This is a genomic window from Methylorubrum sp. Q1, from assembly GCF_004683995.1.
GTDB lineage: Bacteria > Pseudomonadota > Alphaproteobacteria > Rhizobiales > Beijerinckiaceae > Methylobacterium.
On the sequence record NZ_SRHQ01000001.1, the window covers coordinates 61,143 to 79,170 of the forward strand.

Below are 18,028 nucleotides of genomic sequence, written 5' to 3' on the forward strand. Positions count from 1 at the left end.
GAGGAAAGAGCGCAGGGCAACGTCAGGACGCCTTCTTGCGGGTCAGCCGGGCGAAAAGCGGTTCCAGGAGATTGGCCCGGGCCCGGCGGATCTCGACCCGGCCGGTCACCGCCGCGGCGAGGTCGGAGAAGATCTCCGCCGGCTTGGAGCCGGCCTGGACCTCGGCGATCATCTGGCCGTTATTGGCGGCGGTGCCGAACAGGGCCGGATCGAAGGGGATGACCGCCTGGAGCGGGACGTCGAGCGCCTTGGAGAACTCGGCCGCCGCGATCTCGGGCCGCTTGGGCACGCCGACGCCGTTGAGGACGATCCGCGCCCGCGCATCGTTGGGACGCTGCTGGTGCAGCAGGGCGAGCAGGTTCTTGACGTTGCGCAAACCCGCCAGGTCCGGCGGGGCGACGATCAGGATCTCGTCGGCGCTGATCAGCACGCGGCGGGTCCAGGCCGACCATTGATGCGGCACGTCGAGGACGATGCAGGGCACCGCTGCCCGCAGCAGGTCGGTCAGCGCATCGAAGGCGGGCTCGGTCAGGTCGACGGTGCGGTCGAGGGTTGCGGGCGCCGAGAGCAGGCTCAGATTGTCGGCGCATTTCGAGAGCAGGCGGTCGAGCAGGTTGGCATCGAGACGCTCGGGCGCGAACACCGCCTCGGCGATGCCCTGGGGCGGATCCTGGTTGAAGTTGAGGCTCGCCGTGCCGAAGGCGACGTCGAGGTCGGCGATCACCGTCGCGGTGCCGTGCTCGCGGGCCACCGTCCAGGCGAGATTCTGAGCCACCGTCGAGCTGCCGACGCCGCCGCGCGCGCCGTAGACGGCGACCGTACGCCCCACCGGCTTCGCGCCCGGCGCCGCGAACAGATCGGAGACCGCGGCGATCATCGCGACCGGCTCGACCGGCGCCATCAGGTACTCGCTCACCCCCCGCTGGATGAACTGCCGGTAGAGCAACACGTCGTTGACGTGGCCGATCACCAGCACCTTCGTGCCCTCGTCGCAGACCTCGGCGAGCTGGTCGAGGCATTCGAGCGGCCGGGACTTGAGATTCAGGAATTCGAGCACGATCACGTTGGGCGTGGGCGCGTGCCGGTAAGCCTCCAGAGCTGCCGCCCCCCCGCCCATCTGCACCTTGACGTGAGCCTTCTGCATCCGGCGTTCGGCGGCGATGCCCTCGATCATCGCAGCCGTCTCCGGCGTGTCGCAAAAAGCCTGGATCGTGATCCGCGGCACCGGGGCGATGGTCCGCTCTGAAGCCTCGTGGGTGTCCGGCATGATGCGTGGTTTCCGGTTCTTGTGCCGAGTGGCGCGGCCGGTGATCGACAGGGGTTCGAGGCGGCGCGCGAGAGGCCGGCGAGGCTACTGGCTCTTCACTTCGCTGCCGACATTCGTCTGCCCATCCTGACGCCATTGCGTTGACGGATCCTTGCCCTCGCGGAGCTGGCCGAGATCCTTGGTGCGCAGGACCGTATCGATACGGCCCTCGGGCCGGCCGCGCACGAAGTCGATCGGATCGGCGACTTGGGCGGCGACATTGGACTGCATCGCACAGCCGAGATTCCATGTCGGCTCGTTCGACCAGTTGGACCGCAGGTCGCTGGCGCCGAGGTCTCTCGGCCAGAGCCCGCACTTGTCGGCGACCTTGGCCTGCATCCGCTGGAAGCTCAGGCGCAGGGGCGAGGCCAATGTGGGGTTGGCGATCGGGTAGCCGGCCACCCGCACGCCGCCGGCCGGCACGCCCATCTCCGCCGCGAGGCGCCGGATCGATGCGCCGGTGCGCTCGACGGGCCCGGCCAAACCCGGCGATACGCCGCGCGGCAGCTCGACGAGGAGGATGCCGCGGCCGTAGCGCCGGTACTCGACGAGGAAGGCCTCGATGTCGGCGCGCTGGCGCGGATCGATATGGCCGATTCCCGTGGGAAACACATCGAGGCTGCGGTCGGCATCGGCGAGCACGATCGGGTGGCGGGTGCGCACGTCGATCGGGTAGGTCGAGCCGGTGGTCGCGACCCGGTCCGCGCGGCAGGCGCCAAGGCCGGCGGCAAGAAGCACGGCGGCGGCGACCGGCCAGGCGCGGGAGACGGGGGTGCGGGCGGGGGAGGACATCGTGATTCGATCCTGATGGACGGGGTCAGTCGGCGATGAAGCCGACCCGGCCGCGATAGGCCGGCCCGAGGGTGCCGCCGCCGACCGTGCCGTAGATCTTGTTCAGGCGTCCGAGCAGCACCGCCTGCCCGTCCGGTGCATCGACGAAACCATCGTCCGGCCGCTGCACCTGCCGCGCTTCCATCGGCTGCGCGATGTAGGGGGTGACCATGATCATCAGCTCGGTCTCGTCGCGCTGGTAGTCGCGGGAGCGGAACAGGGCGCCGAGGATCGGAAGGTTCATCAGCCCGGGCAGACCGGAGATCGCCGCCCGGTTCTTCTGCTGGATCAGGCCGGCGGTCATCATCGTCGCGCCGGAGGCGAGCTCGACCGTCGTCTCGGAGCTGCGCTTCGTCGTGCCAGGCACAGGGGTCGGACGGTCGTTGAGGTAGTAGGTGAAGCTGTTCTGGGGATCGAGATCGACCACGTCGGTGGCGATCCGGACCGAAATGCGGTTCTCGGCCATGACGACGGGGGTGAACGACAGGCTCACGCCGTAGGGCTTGTAGGTCAGCGCGACGACGCAGCCCTGGCTGATCGAGGTGCCGATCGAGACGGTCGAGGCGGCCGAACAGCTCAGCGGCACCGGAATTTCGCCGCCCGCCGTGAATTTTGCCGACTCGCCGGAAATCGCGGTCAGCGTCGGCTCGGCCAGAATGCGGGACACGCCGGCCTGTTCGAAGGCGCGCAAGGTGGCCTTGAAGGAGAATCCGCCCGTCTGAACGGATGCCGTCAGAGCGTTGGCGTCCGGGCTCCGTGATCCGGTCAGCGGAAAACCCGTATTGTTCGTCAGGAAGTTGCCGCCCAGCGGGTTCAGAGCCGACCAATTGCCGCTCGTGCTGATACCGAACTGCTTCAGAACGGTGCGCGCCACCTCGACCACGGTGACGCGGATCATCACCTGATCCTTGTTGCGGATCGTCAGGTTGTTGATGACGGCGCCGCGGGTCGCGACACCGCCGCCGGCCGCGATGCCGACGAAGGCATTGGCGATGTCGAGCGCCTGCTGCGCCTCCGAGGTCGAGTTCACGCTGCCGGAGAGAACCAGCGAATCCCCGACCGCCTTCACGTCGAACCGACCGCCGGGCAGGCTCTGCTGCAGCGACTGCCGCAGGACGTTGATATCGCGGGCGATGGTGACGTCGAGCGCCGCGATCTGGCGTCCCTCACCATCCATCACGAAGATCGAGGTGGCGCCGTTGTCGATGCCGATCAGGAAGAGCTTGCGGCTGGAGCGGACGACCGCGTTCGCGACCGCCGGGTTGGCGACGAAGACCTCCTTGGCGTCGCGCGGCAGATCGACGATGAGCGAGCGGCCCTTGCTCAACTCGACCCGCCGGGACACCGCCGCCTCGTTGGCCCCGATCGTCAGGACGGGGGAGGCACCGGGAAGGCCGGCTTGAGCCGAGGCCGGGCCGGACAGCATCGCCGACGCGAGGCAGGCGCCGGAGAGCAGGAGAAGGGCAAGTCCGCGGAAGCGAGGGGCGGTCGTCATCGGTCCTGTCCTCACCGGCGCTGCTGCTTGGCGACGCCGAATCGCACCACGGTCATGGGTCCCTCGGGCGGCATGTCGGCCTCCTCGGAGAGGGCGGCGGTTCGGGCGGAATCCTGGATGCTGCGCAGCGCGAGGGAGAGCTGTCCGACCTTCTGCGCCAGCGTGACGGTTTCGGCTTGAGCCGGGGTGAGGGCCAAGGTGGCCGTCTCCGCCGTCACGACGTTGGCGCCGTTCTTCTCCTGCACGATCTGCCCGACGGCGAGCACGCGCACGTCGGTCAGCAGCGTTTCGGCGAACTGTTCGGTGCCTTCGTTGCTGGTCTTGATGACATCGACATGATCGTTCGGCAGGACGAAGCCGCCCGCCGAACTCGATCCGCGCGTGTCCGTGGTGATCGCGACCGCCCGCATGCCGGGCGGCAGAATCGCCGACATGAAGCCGCTGCCGGCTTTGACCAGGCGTTCGGGCCGGATCGGCTCGTTGGCCGAGAAGCCGGTGCGGATGATCGCGCCGACGGAGTCCTCGAGTCCTTTCGGGGCCGCGCGGCGCTCGATCAGTCCGGGCGAAATTGCCTGTTCGGGCCAGGCTATCCAGCGCAGATCCTCGGGCTTGAGGGTCTGCCCCATGGGTAGTTCGGCGGCGGCGACGAGGACCTCGCTCATCGCAACCGGCGCGACGGGCTCGGCCTTGGCGACGGGCGTGGGCTCGGGCGCCTTTTCCTCCCCCTGCATCAGCAGGGCGGCGCCGCAGCCGGCAACGAGTGCGATCCCCAAGACGGCGAGACGGGCTGGTTTCATGGCAGGCGCGGGACCGTGACGACGGCTCCGTCGCCGTCTGGTCCCGAGACTTGCCCGGGATTCGTCAAGTTAGGGTTAACCGAGCGTGACCATTGTCAGTCTGCCGCTGTCCCGCTCACAGTTCCTCAACTCGAAAAAGCCGCCTTTGCCAAGCGGCCTCCTCGAACCCGTCCAGGACGATCGATCAGGGCAGAGCGAGTTGGTCGAAGCCGAAGGCACTCGGCACCACGACCAGCGCGGCGGCGGCGAGAGCGATGCCGTAGGGAATTCCGGTCTTCGTGTCGTGGAGGTGCACCGCGAAAGGAAATTTGAGCGCCAGCTTCGGCAGCGGAAGCGATCGAGCCGACAGAATCGCGAGCGTCAGAGGTCCGCCGAGCAGCGAGGCCAGGATGAGATAATCCGGCAGATGGGCAAGGCCGATCCACAGCGCCGTGCTTGCCGCCAGCTTGGCGTCGCCTCCGCCGATCCATCCCCGCGCGAACATGAGGAAGGTGATCACGAGGGTCAGCGCGCCAGCCGCGAGGTGCCAGACCAGGTCGGCCCAAGCCATGCCGGACGCGAGCGCGTAGACCATAAAACCCGCGAAGACGAGGCCGGTCACGCGGTTGGAAATCCGCATTGTCAGCAGATCGCTCGCGGCGGCATAGGCCATGAGAAAGGGAAAGACGATGCACAGGAGGAGGTAGGCCGCCATGCTCGACACGAAACTGCTCTCTATCTCGGCCTATCGGTCGGTTCGTTCGGGTCTCAAGCCCCGTCAGCTTTGATCTGACCGGGCGCGTACGATCTTGCTAGAGCCGGTTCCCCATGGGACTGGCGCTCGCGACAGACGGCCATCGCGGCTGATCACCGTTTACGAGGCATGGCGAAAGAGGTCCGCCATGCCTTGGAAAAACGGTGTCGCCGCTTGGCCGAAAAATTAGTTCGTGGCGCCGAGCTTCGTGGTCTGCGTGTTGAGGCCGTCGCCGAGCGTCGTGAACGCCGTCTTCAGCTTGGTGCCGAAGGTGGAGAAGATGCCGACGATGGCAACGCCGACCATGGCAGCAACCATGCCGTATTCGATGGCAGTCGCGCCAGACTCGTCAGAGATGAAGCGCTTGGCGATATTCTTCACGATGATCTCCACTTGATTAGATCCGATGGGCGTCCGTCGGAAGTCTGCAGAGGCCCCGATCGGCGACAGGTCGAGTGGTAATCCCGACGCGTTGCGTTTGGGTTAAATCGACGCCCTAACCAAGCGGCGGGCCGGTCGTTCGCGAACGGCAGTTAATGATGCGTTTCAGCAATCGATCGAATGACCCGTCGGCGCCGTCCCAGGCTCGTGAACGCGGGGCATTCGGACAGGGTTAGCGCTTCCTTCATCAGTTTCCTGTTCCGTTCACGCGACGAGAGACGCCTTCGCTCCGGATTCGTGCCGCGGACACGGCACAGCCTTCGGCGGAGAGCGCTGCCCTACGCGCGATCGGACCGACCCTTCATGCCCCGCCTGCGCCCTCACCCCTTCCCGCTCCGCGCCGGCCCGGCCGTCCTGGTTCTGCTCGCGCTCGCCGCGCCCGTCCGCGCGAACGAGCCGGTGCCGCAGGGCACCGTCTCGGTGCAGGTCGACAACGCGAAGGTGATCCGCCTGCCGGAGAAGACCCAGACCGTCGTGGTGGGCAACCCGATGATCGCCGACATCACCCTGCAGAAGAACGGCGTCGTGGTGCTGACGGGCAAGAGCTTCGGTACGACCAACCTGATCGCCCTCGACGGCAGGGGGGCGATGCTCGCCGAATCGACCATCAGCGTGCAGGCGCCGCAGGCGTCGATCATCACCGTGCAGCGCGGCCTGGATCGGGAATCCTATTCCTGCACCCCGAACTGCCAGCCCTCGGTACAGCTCGGCGACGCCGCCAAGTATTTCGACGATACCAGCAAGCAGGCCGAGCAGCGCCGCACCATGGCGACCCAGAACCGGTAGAGCGCATTCCGACGAAGTGGCCACCCTTTCGTCGAAAGAAGGCGCGTCAAAATAAGAGCCGGCCTTCCGCCGTTGCCACGAGGCCCCATTGCGTGTATGGCCCGCCCGCGCCCTTGAGACACCCTTGGAGGCACGGGCGCGCTGGGGAACGGTCGGGCCGTCCGCTTTGGGCGGCCTTTGTCGTTGGCCCGGCTCCATATTTTACAAAAGGATCACGCCATGAGCGCCACCAAGACGCTTGAGGCCGTGGCACGCGACCGGGTCGGCAAGGGGGCCGCCCGGGCCGTTCGTCGCCAGGGCCAGATTCCCGCCGTCATCTACGGCGGCAACCAGGCCCCGCAGGCCATCGCCATCGACCTCATCCGCGCCCGCACCCTGATCTACGCCGGCGGCTTCAAGACCACCGTGTTCGAGATCGATGCGGGCGGCAAGAAGACCCGCGCGATCCCGCGCGACTACCAGCTCGATCCGGTCAGCGGCGTGCCGCTGCACGTCGATTTCCTGCGTATCGTCGCCGGCCAGACCGTCACGGTGGATGTCCCCGTCCACTTCGTGAACGAGGATCAGGCGCCGGGTATCAAGCAGAAGGGCGGCACCCTCAACATCGCGCTGCACACCGTGTCCCTCGAGGTCGCGCCCGACCAGATCCCCGACGCGATCGAGGTCGATCTCACCGGCCGCGAGATCGGTGACGTGATCCACGCCTCCGACCTGCGCCTGCCGGCCGGCACCTACACGGGCGAGCCGACCGACACGGTCGCCAACCTCCTGCCGCCGACGGTGCTCGGCGCCGAGGTCGAGGCCGAGGAAGCCGCGATCGCCGAGGCGCAGTCGGCCGAGTCCGCCGAGGAGAAGGCGGAAGCCGAGGCCGAGGCCACCGACGAGAAGAACGAGAGCGAGGCGTAAGCCGCAGCGGGCGCCGCGAGCGCCCGCTCTGCGAAACACGCGATGCCCCGGCCACCCGGCCGGGGCATTTGCATTTGTCGGGGCTGAGATCGGGAGCGCATATGCGGCTCATCGTCGGATTGGGAAATCCCGGCGCGCGCTACGCGCGCAACCGCCACAACATCGGCTTCATGGCCGTGGACGAGATCGCCCGCGTCCACCGGGCGGCCCCCTTCCGCCGCCGCTTCCAGGGCGAGGCGGCCGAGGTGATGCTCGGCTCCGAGCGTGCGATCCTGCTCAAGCCCCAGACCTTCATGAACGAATCCGGCCGCTCGGTCGGCGAGGCTCAGCGCTTCTTCAAGATTCCGCTCGCTGACGTGATCGTGCTGCACGACGAACTCGACCTCGCGCCGGCCAAGCTGCGGGTGAAGCTCGGCGGCGGCAATGCCGGGCATAACGGCCTGCGCTCGATCACGGCGCAGTGCGGCAACGATTACCGCCGCGTCCGCCTCGGCATCGGGCACCCCGGCGACAAGGCGCTGGTGCACGCCTACGTCCTCAACGACTTCGCCAAGGCGGAGGAGCCTTGGGTCGAGGATCTCTGCCGCGCCACCGCCGACCACGCGCCGTTGCTGGCGGCCGGCGAGGATGCGAGCTTCCAGAACAAGGTGCATCTCGCCATGGCCGGCCGCGGCTGGGAGACGGTGAAGACGCCTGTCGAGGCCGGCAAGGCCAAAGCGCGCGACGCGAATTGACACGAAGCCGCCGGACCCCGATGGAGCCTGCTTCCGGGCGCGGCTCCCGACCGATCACAACGGATTTCTAGGACCAGCCATGGGCTTCAAATGCGGCATCGTCGGCCTGCCGAACGTCGGCAAGTCGACCCTCTTCAACGCGCTCACGCAGACCGCCGCGGCCCAGGCCGCGAACTACCCGTTCTGCACCATCGAGCCGAACGTGGGCGAGGTCGCGGTGCCCGATCCGCGCCTCGATGACCTCGCCCGGATCGCCTCGTCGAAGGAGATCATCCCGACGCGGCTGACCTTCGTCGACATCGCCGGCCTCGTGCGCGGCGCATCGAAAGGCGAGGGTCTCGGCAACCAGTTCCTGGCCAATATCCGCGAGGTCGATGCCATCGCCCACGTGGTGCGCTGCTTCGAGGACGGCGACGTCACCCATGTCGAGGGCAAGGTCGATCCGATCGCCGACATCGAGACCATCGAGACCGAGCTGATGCTGGCCGACCTCGACAGCCTCGAGAAGCGCGTCGTCGCCCTGGAGAAGCGGGCCAAGGGCTCCGACAAGGAGGCCAAGGAGTTCCTCGACCTCGTCAACCGGGCCCTGCCGCTCCTGCGCGAGGGCAAGCCGGCCCGGCTGGTGGAGCGCAAGGCCGACGAGGAGCGGCTGTTCCAGCAGCTCGGCCTGATGACGGCCAAGCCCGTGCTCTACGTCTGCAACGTCGACGAGAGCGACGCCGACAAGGGCAATGCCAAGTCTCAGGCAGTGTTCGACCGGGCGAAGGCCGAGGGCGCGGTCGCCGTGGTCGTCTCGGCCAAGATCGAGAGCGAGATCGCGGTGATGCCCGAGGCCGACCAGGCCGATTTCCTCGAGGCGGTCGGCTTGACCGAGCCCGGCCTGAACCGGGTGATCCGCGCCGGCTACGACCTGCTCGGTCTCGTCACCTACTTCACCGTCGGCCCGAAGGAGGCTCGCGCCTGGACGATCACCCGGGGCACCCGCGCCCCGGCGGCGGCCGGCGTGATCCATACCGACTTCGAGAAGGGCTTCATCCGCGCCGAGACCATCGCGTTCAAGGACTACACCGCTCTGAACGGCGAGGCGGGTGCGCGCGACGCCGGCAAGCTGCGGCTGGAGGGCAAGGAATACGTGGTGCAGGACGGCGACGTGCTGCACTTCCGCTTCGCCAACTGACCGGGCGCCGGGCATGGAGCTTCACCCGCGCCATGCCTGGGACCTGACGCCGGCCGAGGCGGTCGCACTCCAGCGCCGGCTCCGCAGCGAGATCGTGGCCGACCGGGCCATCGATCTCGCTGCGGTGCGGCTGGTGGCCGGGGTCGATGTCAGCGTGAAGAACGAGCGCTCCCGCGCCGCCGTCGTCGTCGTGACCTTTCCGGGTTTTCTCCTCGTCGAGACGGCCTTCGCCGAGCGGCCGACGCCCTTCCCCTACATTCCCGGCCTCCTGAGTTTTCGCGAAGGGCCGGTGCTCGAGGAAGCCTTCGGGCGCCTGCGTGCGGAGCCGGACGTCTTTCTGTTCGACGGCATGGGCATCGCCCATCCGCGCCGCATCGGCATCGCCAGCCATATGGGCCTGTGGTTGGAGCGACCGACCATCGGCGTCGGCAAGACGCGGCTCGTCGGCACCAACGCACCGCTGCCGGAAGAGAAGGGCGCGCACGTCCCCCTGATCGATCGGGGCGAGACCATCGGTGCCGTGGTCCGCACGCGTAACGCCAGACTTCCGCTGTTCATCTCGCCGGGCCATCGCGACGACATCCCGAGCGCGGTCGAACTCGTGCTGGCCTGCTCGCCGAAATACCGCCTGCCGGAGCCGATCCGCCTCGCGCACAAGGCGGCGGGCGACTTCTGAAGTAAGGACGCAAAGAGGTCAGTGCGCCTCTTCCCAGTTGGCCGCCGCCCGCGCCTCGACCACCAGCGGCACCCTCAGCGTCAGGGCCGGCGCGGGCGCCTCTTCCATCACCCCGGCGATCACGGGAATCGTCGCCTCCACCTCGTCGTCGGGCACCTCGAACACGAGTTCGTCGTGCACCTGCAGCAGCATCCGCGCGGTGAGCCTCTTGGACTCCAGCGCATCCTCCATCCGCGTCATGGCGCGACGGATGATGTCGGCGGCGGTGCCCTGGATGGGGGCGTTGATGGCTTGGCGCTCCACGCTCGCCCGCTCGGACGGGTTGTTCGAGCGGATCTGCGGGTAGTGGCAGACGCGGCCGAACAGGGTCGTCACGTAGCCCTTCTCGCGGCACGAGCGCTTGGTGGTGTCGATGTAGTCGCGGATGCCGGGAAAGCGCTCGAAATACTGCTTGATGAAGGCTGAAGCCTCTTCGCGGCCGATGCCGAGCCGGTCGGCGAGACCGAAGGCCGAGATGCCGTAGATGATGCCGAAATTGATCGTCTTGGCCCGCCGCCGCAGATCGCCGGTCATCTGGTCGAGGGCGACGCCGAACATGGCGGAGGCCGTGGCCGCGTGGATGTCGATCCCCTGCTCGAACGCTTCGCGCAGTTGCGGAATGTCGGCAATGTGGGCGAGCAGGCGCAGCTCGATCTGGCTGTAATCGGCCGAGATCAGCTTCTTACCCTCGGGCGCGACGAAGGCGCGGCGGATGCGCCGCCCCTCCTCCGTACGGATCGGGATGTTCTGAAGGTTCGGGTCCGAGGAGGAAAGCCGGCCGGTCGTCGTCGCCGCGAGCGCGAACGAGGTGTGGACGCGGTTGGTCCCCCGGTCGGCGTGCTGCTGCAGCGAATCGGTGTAGGTCGATTTCAGCTTGGAGAGCTGGCGCCAGTTGAGGATCTTCTTCGGCAGATCGTGGCCGGCCTGGGCCAGTTCTTCGAGAAGCGTCGCGGGCGTGGCCCACTGGCCGGATGGCGTCTTCTTCGCGCCGGGCAGGCCCATCTTGCCGAACAGCACGTCGCCGATCTGCTTGGGCGACGAGACCTGAAACCGCTCGCCCGCGTCGTCCTGGATTTCCTCCTCCAGCCGCGCCAGGATCTGCGAGAAGTCGCCGGAGAGGCGGCTCAGCATGTTGCGGTCGATGGCGATGCCGGCCCGCTCCATCCGCGCCAGCACCGGCACCAGCGGGCGCTCCAGCGTCTCGTAGACGGTCACCCGATGCTCGGCGACGAGGCGCGGCTTCATCATCCGCCACAGGCGTAAGGTGACGTCGGCGTCCTCCGCCGCGTAGGCCGTGGCCTTGTCGATCGCCACGCGGTCGAAGGTGACCTTGTTGCGGCCGGTGCCGGCCACATCCGCGAAGGTGATCGCCTGGTGGCCGAGATGGCGCCGGGCGAGTTCGTCCATGCCGTGCCCGCCCTTGCCGGCATCGAGCACGTAGGAGATCAGCATCGTGTCGTCGAAGGGCGTCACGTCGATGCCGTAGCGGTGCAGCACCGAGAGGTCGTATTTCAGGTTCTGACCGACCTTGAGCGTGCCGGCATCCTCAAGCAGCGGCTTGAGCAGCTTCAGGGCGGTATCGAAATCGATCTGGCCGGGCTGCCGGTCGGAGGCATCGGCCCCTGCCCCGCTCTCGCCGAACAGGTCGCCGCCCTTCACCTCGGGCTTCACGTGGGCGAGTGGGATATAGGCGGCCCGCCCCGGCGCGGTCGCGAGCGAGACACCGACGAGTCCCGCCTTGGCCGCGTCGAGCGCGTCGGTCTCGGTATCGACCGCGATCACGCCGGCCTCGTAGCTCTCGGCGATCCACGCCTTGAGCTGCTCCACGGTGGCGATGGTTTCGTAGGCCGACGTGTCAAACGGCTTCACGGCCTCCGCCGCGCGGGCGGCGACCAGCGTCGAAGGCGTCGGCTCGCCGGGACCGCGCTTCTTCGGCGCCTGATCCGGCAGGTCGAGATCGGCGAACGGGTCGGCCTCGCCGGCCTCCGGCGGGGCCGCGCCGTCCGTCCGCTCGGGGGCGGCGGCGGTCTCGGGATCGACCGGGACGTCGTCGCCGAAGAACGGCACCGCGTCGCTGCCGCCGGCCGCGTTGGTGTAGGCGTGGGGCTGTGCCCCCGGCAGCAGCGCCGGATCGGGCTTCACCGCCTCGGGATCGACATGGAGCATCTGCGCGATGCGCCGGGTCAGGGTGTTGAACTCCATGGCTTTCAGGAAGCCGACGAGCTTTTGCGGATCGGGCTGCGGCACGCCGAGTTCGTCGAGCGGCACCGGCACCGGCACATTCTCTTCGAGCGCGACGAGGCGGCGCGAGAGCTTGGCCTGATCGATGTTGGCGAGCAGCATCTCCCGGCGCTTGGGTTGCTTGATCTCGGCAGCACGGTCTAGGAGCTGTTCGAGGCTGCCGTACTCCTTGATGAGCGCGGCCGCCGTCTTCAGGCCGATGCCCGGCACGCCCGGCACGTTGTCGGAGGTGTCGCCGATCAGCGCCAGGGCGTCGCCGATCTGCTCGGGCGTGAGGCCCTCCCACTTGGCGATGATCGCCTCGCGGTCGAGGTTGCGCTCGGGCCGGTAGCCGGGCTTGCCCTTGGCGCCCGACTCGAAATCGTAGAACCGGATCTTATCCGAGACGAGCTGCATCAGGTCCTTGTCGGAGGACACGATGATGACCTCGGCGCCGCGCGCCTCGGCCTGCCGCGCGTAGGTCGCGATCAGGTCGTCGGCCTCGTAGCGCATCAGTTCCACCGCATGCAGCCCGAAGGCGCGAACCGCGTCGCGCATCAGCGGCATCTGGCGCTTGAGGTCGTCCGGCGCGTCGGGGCGGTGGCCCTTGTAGTCGGGGAACAGCTCCTTGCGGAACGAGCCCTCGGACTTGTCGAAGACGATGCCGAGATGGGTCGGCTTCACCCCCGCCGCACCCTCCTGAAGGAATTGGGCGATCTTGGTGCAGAACAGGCGCACCGCGCCGGTCGGCAGACCGTCGGAGGGCCGCGTGTTGTACTTCTGGTCCTGATTGATCGACTGGAAGTACGCCCGGAAGATGAAGGACGAGCCGTCAACGAGGATCACCCGGTCGTCGGCGCAGACGGGCTTGGCCGGTTGCAGTTGCGTCTCTTCGGTCATCGGTCGAACAGCCATCGGCGAAGGGAAGCCCAAGGGCGGGGCCGCCGTTCCATAGAGCATTTTCGCCGCTTCAGAACATCGCCCCAGCGCCGGGAAATGCCGCAGGTCCCCGGTTCTCTGGCCCACGACGGCCGGCATGGCGGCGGGCCGGTCTTGTCCATCGCGCGAGCATCTGCGCCGCGCGAGAGGCGAAACGCCCAAAAAGCTGTCGGACACGGAGCCCATGTGCGTTCGTGCACCGGGCAGAATCGAGTCGCAGCGTCAGCGGCAACACCCTCCCAACCATGAGCTTTTTTTGCTGCGCGCAATGTCGCTGCATGAAAGTTCGCGCGCGATCGGCAAATCCGAAATATATCGATGCTGCAGTGCGACAAACAGGCTATTGTCTGCCAAGAGATTGACCCCAAATCCCGTTCATCGAAGACGGGCGACGGCCTATCCTGATCCTTCAAAAGATCGGGCTAAGTGATCGGCGCCCGCATGAAGGGATAAAGGATTGATCATGACCCATCGCACCAAGATCACCGCGGCCCTCGCTCTGGCCCTCGGCCTCGCCGCGACCCCGAGCCTCGCTCAGGGCATCGCTTCCGACAGCGCCAGCTACAACCGTGATGGCACCCTCAACGTATGGGGCGCGCATATCGACCCGGTGCGTGAGCGCGGCGGCCTCCTCGGCGGTGTCGGCAATGTCGTCGGCGGCACGCTCGGCGCGGCGGGCAACATCGTCGGCGGAACCGTGGATGCGGCCGGCAACGTGGTCGGCGGTGTCGTGGGCGGTACGGCCAATGCGGCTGACAGCATCGTCACGGGTTCGGTCCGCCGCCCGGCGGGTTATGCCACCGACGGCGCTCAGCCGGTCGATCGCGCCGCCGCCTACGGCCGCCCCGCCTACTGAGCCTAAACTCCTCCTGAAGTACGACGAGACGGCGGGGCGCGAGCCCCGCCGTTCTCTTTGCGCACGAGCCATAGGAAGGGCGCGAAAGGGCGCAGGGACAAGTTTCCCGAAGGCCGAGACGCCGACGATCCTATCGGGCTCGATCCCTCACCAGCACGGCACCACGATCGACCGGATCAAGGCACCGAGCAGCTTCGTGTTCCTGCCCGAGAACAAGCCGCACGCCCTCTAAAGTATCGTCCTGGATACCTGATCCCGGACGATGCTTGAGGCTCTTGTTTTCGCATAATCCCTTTTTCCGAAAGCCGGCAACCACCGTTCGGGACGATGCTCTCAATCAACGGAAGCGCGCCGTTCGGCATGAACACCCCGAATCCGACCGGCGACCCGAGCAACGCGAAGAACGGATGAAGAGGGGCCGCCGTCAGGCAGCGGCTCCCACCGTGTCCGCCATGCGGGCGTCACGCGTGCCGAGCGGTCTCGGCGCGCCAACGGTGGTGTCCTTGGCGGTCTGGTGTTCGAGTTCGGCGTTGAGCTGCGCGCCGAGCAGCACGATCGTGGTGGAGATCCAGATCCAGGTCATGAATCCGATGGCGGCGCCGAGCGAGCCGTAAGTCTTATCGTAGCTGCCGAAATTCGAGACGTACCACGAGAACAGCAGCGAGCCGGCCAGCCACAGGAAGGCGGCGACCATGCCGCCCGGCGTCACCCAACGCCAACGCGGCGCGTCCCGACTGGGCCCGTAGCGGTAGAGCATGGCGAGCATCAGGAGGACGATTGCGAACAGGACCGGCCAGCGCAGCAGAGCCAGCCACCACGCGTCGCCCGACAGACCCAGAAACTGAATCGCCACCGGCACCGCGACAATACCGGCGAGCGCCAGCACGATGAAGAGCAGCGCGCCCGCGGTGAAGGCCAGCGAGACGAGGTTGAGCTTGAAGAAGCCGCGTCGCTCACGCTCGTTGTAGACGAGGTTGAGCGCATCGAAGACGTGTTTCACGCCGCCATTGGCGCTCCAGACTGAAAGGGCGATGCCGATGAGGGCGGTCAGCCCCAAGGTCGTATCGCCCTTCTCCGTCACACGCTTCACCTGCTCGGCGACGATGTCGACACCGCCGGAGGGAAGGACGCCGCGCAACGCCTCGATCTGGTGGTTGATGGTCGAAACGTCGGCGATCAGGCCATAGACGGATACGAGTGCGGCAATGGCGGGGAAGATGGCGAGGAGGACGAAGAAGGTCACACCCGCCGATACCAGGGTCAGGCGATTCTCGCCGATATCCCGGTAAGTCCGCTTCAGGATGTCCTTCCACCCTTCGACCGGCACCTCCGTCGGCTTGTCGGCGGAGCGGCCACGGTCCGGCTCGGTCCGTGCAACACGATGGGCGTCGGCGCCCTCGTGGGAGGGCGATTCCTTGCGTGCCGCATCGCCGCCCGACGAGCCGCGCGCACGATCCCCGTCACGGTTCGCATCACGATCCGCGGGCCGTCCCGACCGGCGTGGGAGAGCGACAATCCCGAGCAGCGCCGTCGCCAGTGCCATGGTCCACAAGGCCGGGTAGCGGGGGTTGTCCGCCGCGGCAGCGGCGTCGGGAACGACGCGATCGGGTGTAGGCATCGCGGGATTGGCTCCGTCCAGCGCGCGAAGAAGAGGCTGCGCTGTTCGGCAACCGTCCGGCCCGAGCTTCGGTTCACAGTGACGTGACTATGCCGGCGGCAGCCGTTCGCCGCTGCGTATTCGATCGGCGTACTCATGAAAAATTCACATTCGCGCCAAGTTCTCGCCGGAACCGTTAAGGTCGGCTCCAGTTGACAGCGCATCGGTCGAACGCGACCGCCTCGCTTCAGGAGCCGTCGATGCCTTCGACCCCGCGCCGCTCCGGACGACGCCTCGCGCTCGTCCTGGCTTCTTCTGCTTTCATCCTTTCCACCGCGGCCGGCGTTCATGCTCAGGAGGGCGGGCTCGGCGGCCTGTTTCAGCAACTCTTTTCCCCGCAGCGGTCGGCGCCCGCTCCAGTCGTCGCCCCGATTCAGGTTTACGGCGGCGGCGAGGTCAACCAGCGTTATCGCTGGCGCCGGCATCGCAGTACGGCGGATCGGAGCCGGCCGAAGGTGCGTTACGCCGCCCTGCCGAAGGATGACGGCGCCGGGATCAGCGGCAAGCAGCCGGTCGATTCGAAAGCCATCGCCGCCAATCCGACCGCGGCGCTGCTACGCGACGAGACCCTACGTCCCGGCGACATCGTGGTCATGCCGGCCGGCCCGAAGGTCTTCAAGGGCCATGACGATCGCGGCCGCGGCGCCAAGGCGGCCCGCCACCGGATGAGCGACTTCGAGGATGTCAAGCACTCGCGCACGATCAATGCGAGAACGCGTCGCCAACTCATGGCGATGATGTTGCCGCACGGCGCCATGCCCGCCGAGGAGGCGCGCAAGACGCTTGCCAACGCCCGCCGCCTGGCCCCGCAGGAGGTCATCGAGCCCCTGACCCGACAGGCTCGCGCCGAGACCGGCCCGAAACCCACCCGCATCATCAGCCCCTGGCAGATCGCCCGCTAGGCCTCGTGCTGGAAATCAAATCTAGGACGATGCTTTAGGGTCCGGGGGTCGCGACGAGACCCGGTCGGGCATCAAGCGGCGGCCAAAGAATGGTTGACCCCAGCCCGAGAGGGGCCTGCCGAGCAGAACCTTCGAGTCTCGTGCGACGGACCATGTGCGATGGTGGAGGGGGCGATGGGATGAGTGCTGAAGGTCGTGCCCAAGCACTTCATCCGAGCGATCATTCAAACCGCACTGCGGCGGTCGGCGTTGTTGCCCGAACCGCTCTATCGCTCTGCTATTCTCGGGAAAGTATGATGGTGGAGCCTAACGGGATCGAACCGATGACCTCTTCCATGCCATGGAAGCGCTCTCCCAGCTGAGCTAAGGCCCCATCATTGTTGCCGTAACCGCTTCCGGTCTCTGGCCTCGCCGGCGGCGCTGAGTGCGTCGGCGATGGGCGGTTCTATACGGGGAGGATTGGCGGGACTCAACCCCCTTTTTCGAGGCAGGGCCGAATTTTTGAGCCGCCTCCTGATCTCCGCTCAGTCCCGGCACAGAACGTCGGCGACCAGCCTCGCCCCGACGGCGGAGCTTCCTTGGAAGCGCCGAGACCGGGCCGGAACGCCGATCCTGGCTATGTGTCTCCCACAAAACTCCCGCTGCGCCGCCGTGCCCAGAACGGGGACGCTCGGTGATCGGGAGTTTTGTGAGGCGCTCTTTGTCCGGCTACTGCTGAGCCCGGACGATGTAGCGCTCCATGAGAAGTCCGATGGTGAGGCTGCCGAAGACCCAACCGAAGAGATAGAGGTAATCGATCTGAACGGGGATCGTGGGGTCGTATCCCAAGCGAACCCATTCGATGAGCTGCGTGATCGGATTCCATTTCATATAGTAGTAAATTTCGTCTGGCATATAACATGCCATAAAATACACACCGCTCGTCAAATACAATGTGAGCGTCACCAATATATAACCAAGAGCCCATCCAGGAAAGACCGAACATATCCCGACATTGATCGTCCCAACACCGATCCCGAGCGCAATCGCCGTCAGATAGCCAGTGATGGCCATCGTCATGTCGACCGGAACGGGGTCGGCACCGAAGCAGACAAGGACGACACACACGATACAGACGCCCAGGAAGCTGCTGACGATCTCGACAAGGATGCGTGCGACGACGGTATCGAAGCGCTTTACTTGCGGGAAATAAGTCAGCGGCTTGTGAACCATGTAGCCCTTCATCACCTCGCGGGAGATGTACTGGAAGGCGAGGGCCGGCAATGCGCCCGAGGCGACGAAGACCATCGGATCGTCACCCATGGGCGACTTGATTCCGCGGAATGTCATGGCGCCGACGATGATCCCGAGATGCACGCAGGGCCAGAGCACCTGTACCAGGTAGCCCCAGTAGTTTCCGCCGAAGCGGCTGCGCATGTCGCGCAGCATCAGGGCGCTGAGGACGCGCAGGTAGACGTCGAGATGGCTCTGACGGCGCGGCAGGGACGAGGCGTGGGCGTTCATGGTATCCGTCGCAACGGGGCGGTCGCGCCG

Annotated in this window: 16 protein-coding genes and 1 tRNA gene; 7 read left to right on the forward strand and 10 right to left on the reverse strand. The window is 67.0% G+C overall.

The window, feature by feature from the left end:
• Positions 1-22 precede the first annotated feature (22 nt).
• From E4V01_RS00280 to E4V01_RS00305, 6 genes are all read right to left on the reverse strand, one after another.
• Positions 23-1,267, reverse strand: a complete 1,245-nt coding sequence (locus E4V01_RS00280) for an AAA family ATPase (RefSeq protein WP_135296999.1) — start codon at positions 1,265-1,267, stop codon at positions 23-25.
• An 84-nt stretch (positions 1,268-1,351) separates the two neighbouring features.
• Positions 1,352-2,098, reverse strand: coding sequence for a CpaD family pilus assembly protein (locus tag E4V01_RS00285; RefSeq protein ID WP_135297000.1), 747 nt, complete (start codon positions 2,096-2,098; stop codon positions 1,352-1,354).
• 25 nt (positions 2,099-2,123) lie between these two features.
• Positions 2,124-3,632: a type II and III secretion system protein family protein gene (locus E4V01_RS00290; protein WP_135297001.1), complete on the reverse strand. Its 1,509-nt coding sequence runs from the start codon at positions 3,630-3,632 to the stop codon at positions 2,124-2,126.
• A gap of 11 nt (positions 3,633-3,643) precedes the next feature.
• The gene (gene cpaB, locus E4V01_RS00295; RefSeq protein ID WP_135297002.1) at positions 3,644-4,429 is read right to left on the reverse strand and encodes a Flp pilus assembly protein CpaB; all 786 of its coding nucleotides are present in this window, start codon (positions 4,427-4,429) and stop codon (positions 3,644-3,646) included.
• Between the two features lie 184 nt (positions 4,430-4,613).
• Positions 4,614-5,123: a prepilin peptidase gene (locus E4V01_RS00300; protein WP_135297003.1), complete on the reverse strand. Its 510-nt coding sequence runs from the start codon at positions 5,121-5,123 to the stop codon at positions 4,614-4,616.
• 225 nt (positions 5,124-5,348) lie between these two features.
• A complete protein-coding gene (locus tag E4V01_RS00305) occupies positions 5,349-5,555 on the reverse strand; it encodes a Flp family type IVb pilin (RefSeq protein ID WP_245517371.1) in 207 nt (68 codons plus the stop codon).
• 351 nt (positions 5,556-5,906) lie between these two features.
• Between E4V01_RS00305 and E4V01_RS00310 the strand changes: the two genes are divergently transcribed.
• The 5 genes from E4V01_RS00310 to nfi all read left to right on the forward strand — a co-directional run bounded on the left by E4V01_RS00310 (position 5,907) and on the right by nfi (position 9,882).
• Entirely contained in the window at positions 5,907-6,389 is a 483-nt protein-coding gene (locus E4V01_RS00310; RefSeq protein WP_060769934.1) for a pilus assembly protein N-terminal domain-containing protein, read from the forward strand.
• A gap of 219 nt (positions 6,390-6,608) precedes the next feature.
• A complete protein-coding gene (locus E4V01_RS00315; RefSeq protein ID WP_060769933.1) occupies positions 6,609-7,295 on the forward strand; it encodes a 50S ribosomal protein L25/general stress protein Ctc in 687 nt (228 codons plus the stop codon).
• Positions 7,296-7,396: 101 nt separating this feature from the next.
• Entirely contained in the window at positions 7,397-8,029 is a 633-nt protein-coding gene (gene pth / locus E4V01_RS00320) for an aminoacyl-tRNA hydrolase (RefSeq protein ID WP_060769932.1), read from the forward strand.
• Positions 8,030-8,108: 79 nt separating this feature from the next.
• Positions 8,109-9,206 carry a redox-regulated ATPase YchF gene (gene ychF, locus E4V01_RS00325; protein ID WP_135297004.1) on the forward strand — a complete coding sequence of 366 codons (1,098 nt, stop codon included), beginning with the start codon at positions 8,109-8,111 and terminating at the stop codon, positions 9,204-9,206.
• A 13-nt stretch (positions 9,207-9,219) separates the two neighbouring features.
• Positions 9,220-9,882: a deoxyribonuclease V gene (gene nfi / locus E4V01_RS00330; protein WP_135297005.1), complete on the forward strand. Its 663-nt coding sequence runs from the start codon at positions 9,220-9,222 to the stop codon at positions 9,880-9,882.
• An 18-nt stretch (positions 9,883-9,900) separates the two neighbouring features.
• Here the strand turns inward: nfi and polA are convergent, their stop codons facing one another.
• A complete protein-coding gene (gene polA, locus E4V01_RS00335; RefSeq protein WP_135297006.1) occupies positions 9,901-13,041 on the reverse strand; it encodes a DNA polymerase I in 3,141 nt (1,046 codons plus the stop codon).
• Positions 13,042-13,543: 502 nt separating this feature from the next.
• On the opposite strand from polA, the gene E4V01_RS00340 reads away from it, so the two are divergent.
• Entirely contained in the window at positions 13,544-13,936 is a 393-nt protein-coding gene (locus E4V01_RS00340) for a hypothetical protein (RefSeq protein WP_135297007.1), read from the forward strand.
• A 424-nt stretch (positions 13,937-14,360) separates the two neighbouring features.
• On the opposite strand, the gene E4V01_RS00345 is transcribed toward E4V01_RS00340, so the two are convergent.
• Entirely contained in the window at positions 14,361-15,554 is a 1,194-nt protein-coding gene (locus E4V01_RS00345) for a YihY/virulence factor BrkB family protein (protein ID WP_135297008.1), read from the reverse strand.
• A gap of 239 nt (positions 15,555-15,793) precedes the next feature.
• On the opposite strand from E4V01_RS00345, the gene E4V01_RS00350 reads away from it, so the two are divergent.
• Entirely contained in the window at positions 15,794-16,495 is a 702-nt protein-coding gene (locus E4V01_RS00350) for a hypothetical protein (protein WP_135297009.1), read from the forward strand.
• A gap of 297 nt (positions 16,496-16,792) precedes the next feature.
• On the opposite strand, the gene E4V01_RS00355 is transcribed toward E4V01_RS00350, so the two are convergent.
• Together E4V01_RS00355 and E4V01_RS00360 are read right to left on the reverse strand one after the other, a co-directional pair.
• Positions 16,793-16,868 (reverse strand) — tRNA-Ala (locus E4V01_RS00355).
• A 335-nt stretch (positions 16,869-17,203) separates the two neighbouring features.
• Positions 17,204-17,998 (reverse strand): ABC transporter permease, encoded by a 795-nt coding sequence (locus E4V01_RS00360; protein ID WP_135297010.1) that lies wholly within the window; start codon positions 17,996-17,998, stop codon positions 17,204-17,206.
• Between the last annotated feature and the right edge of the window lie 30 nt (positions 17,999-18,028).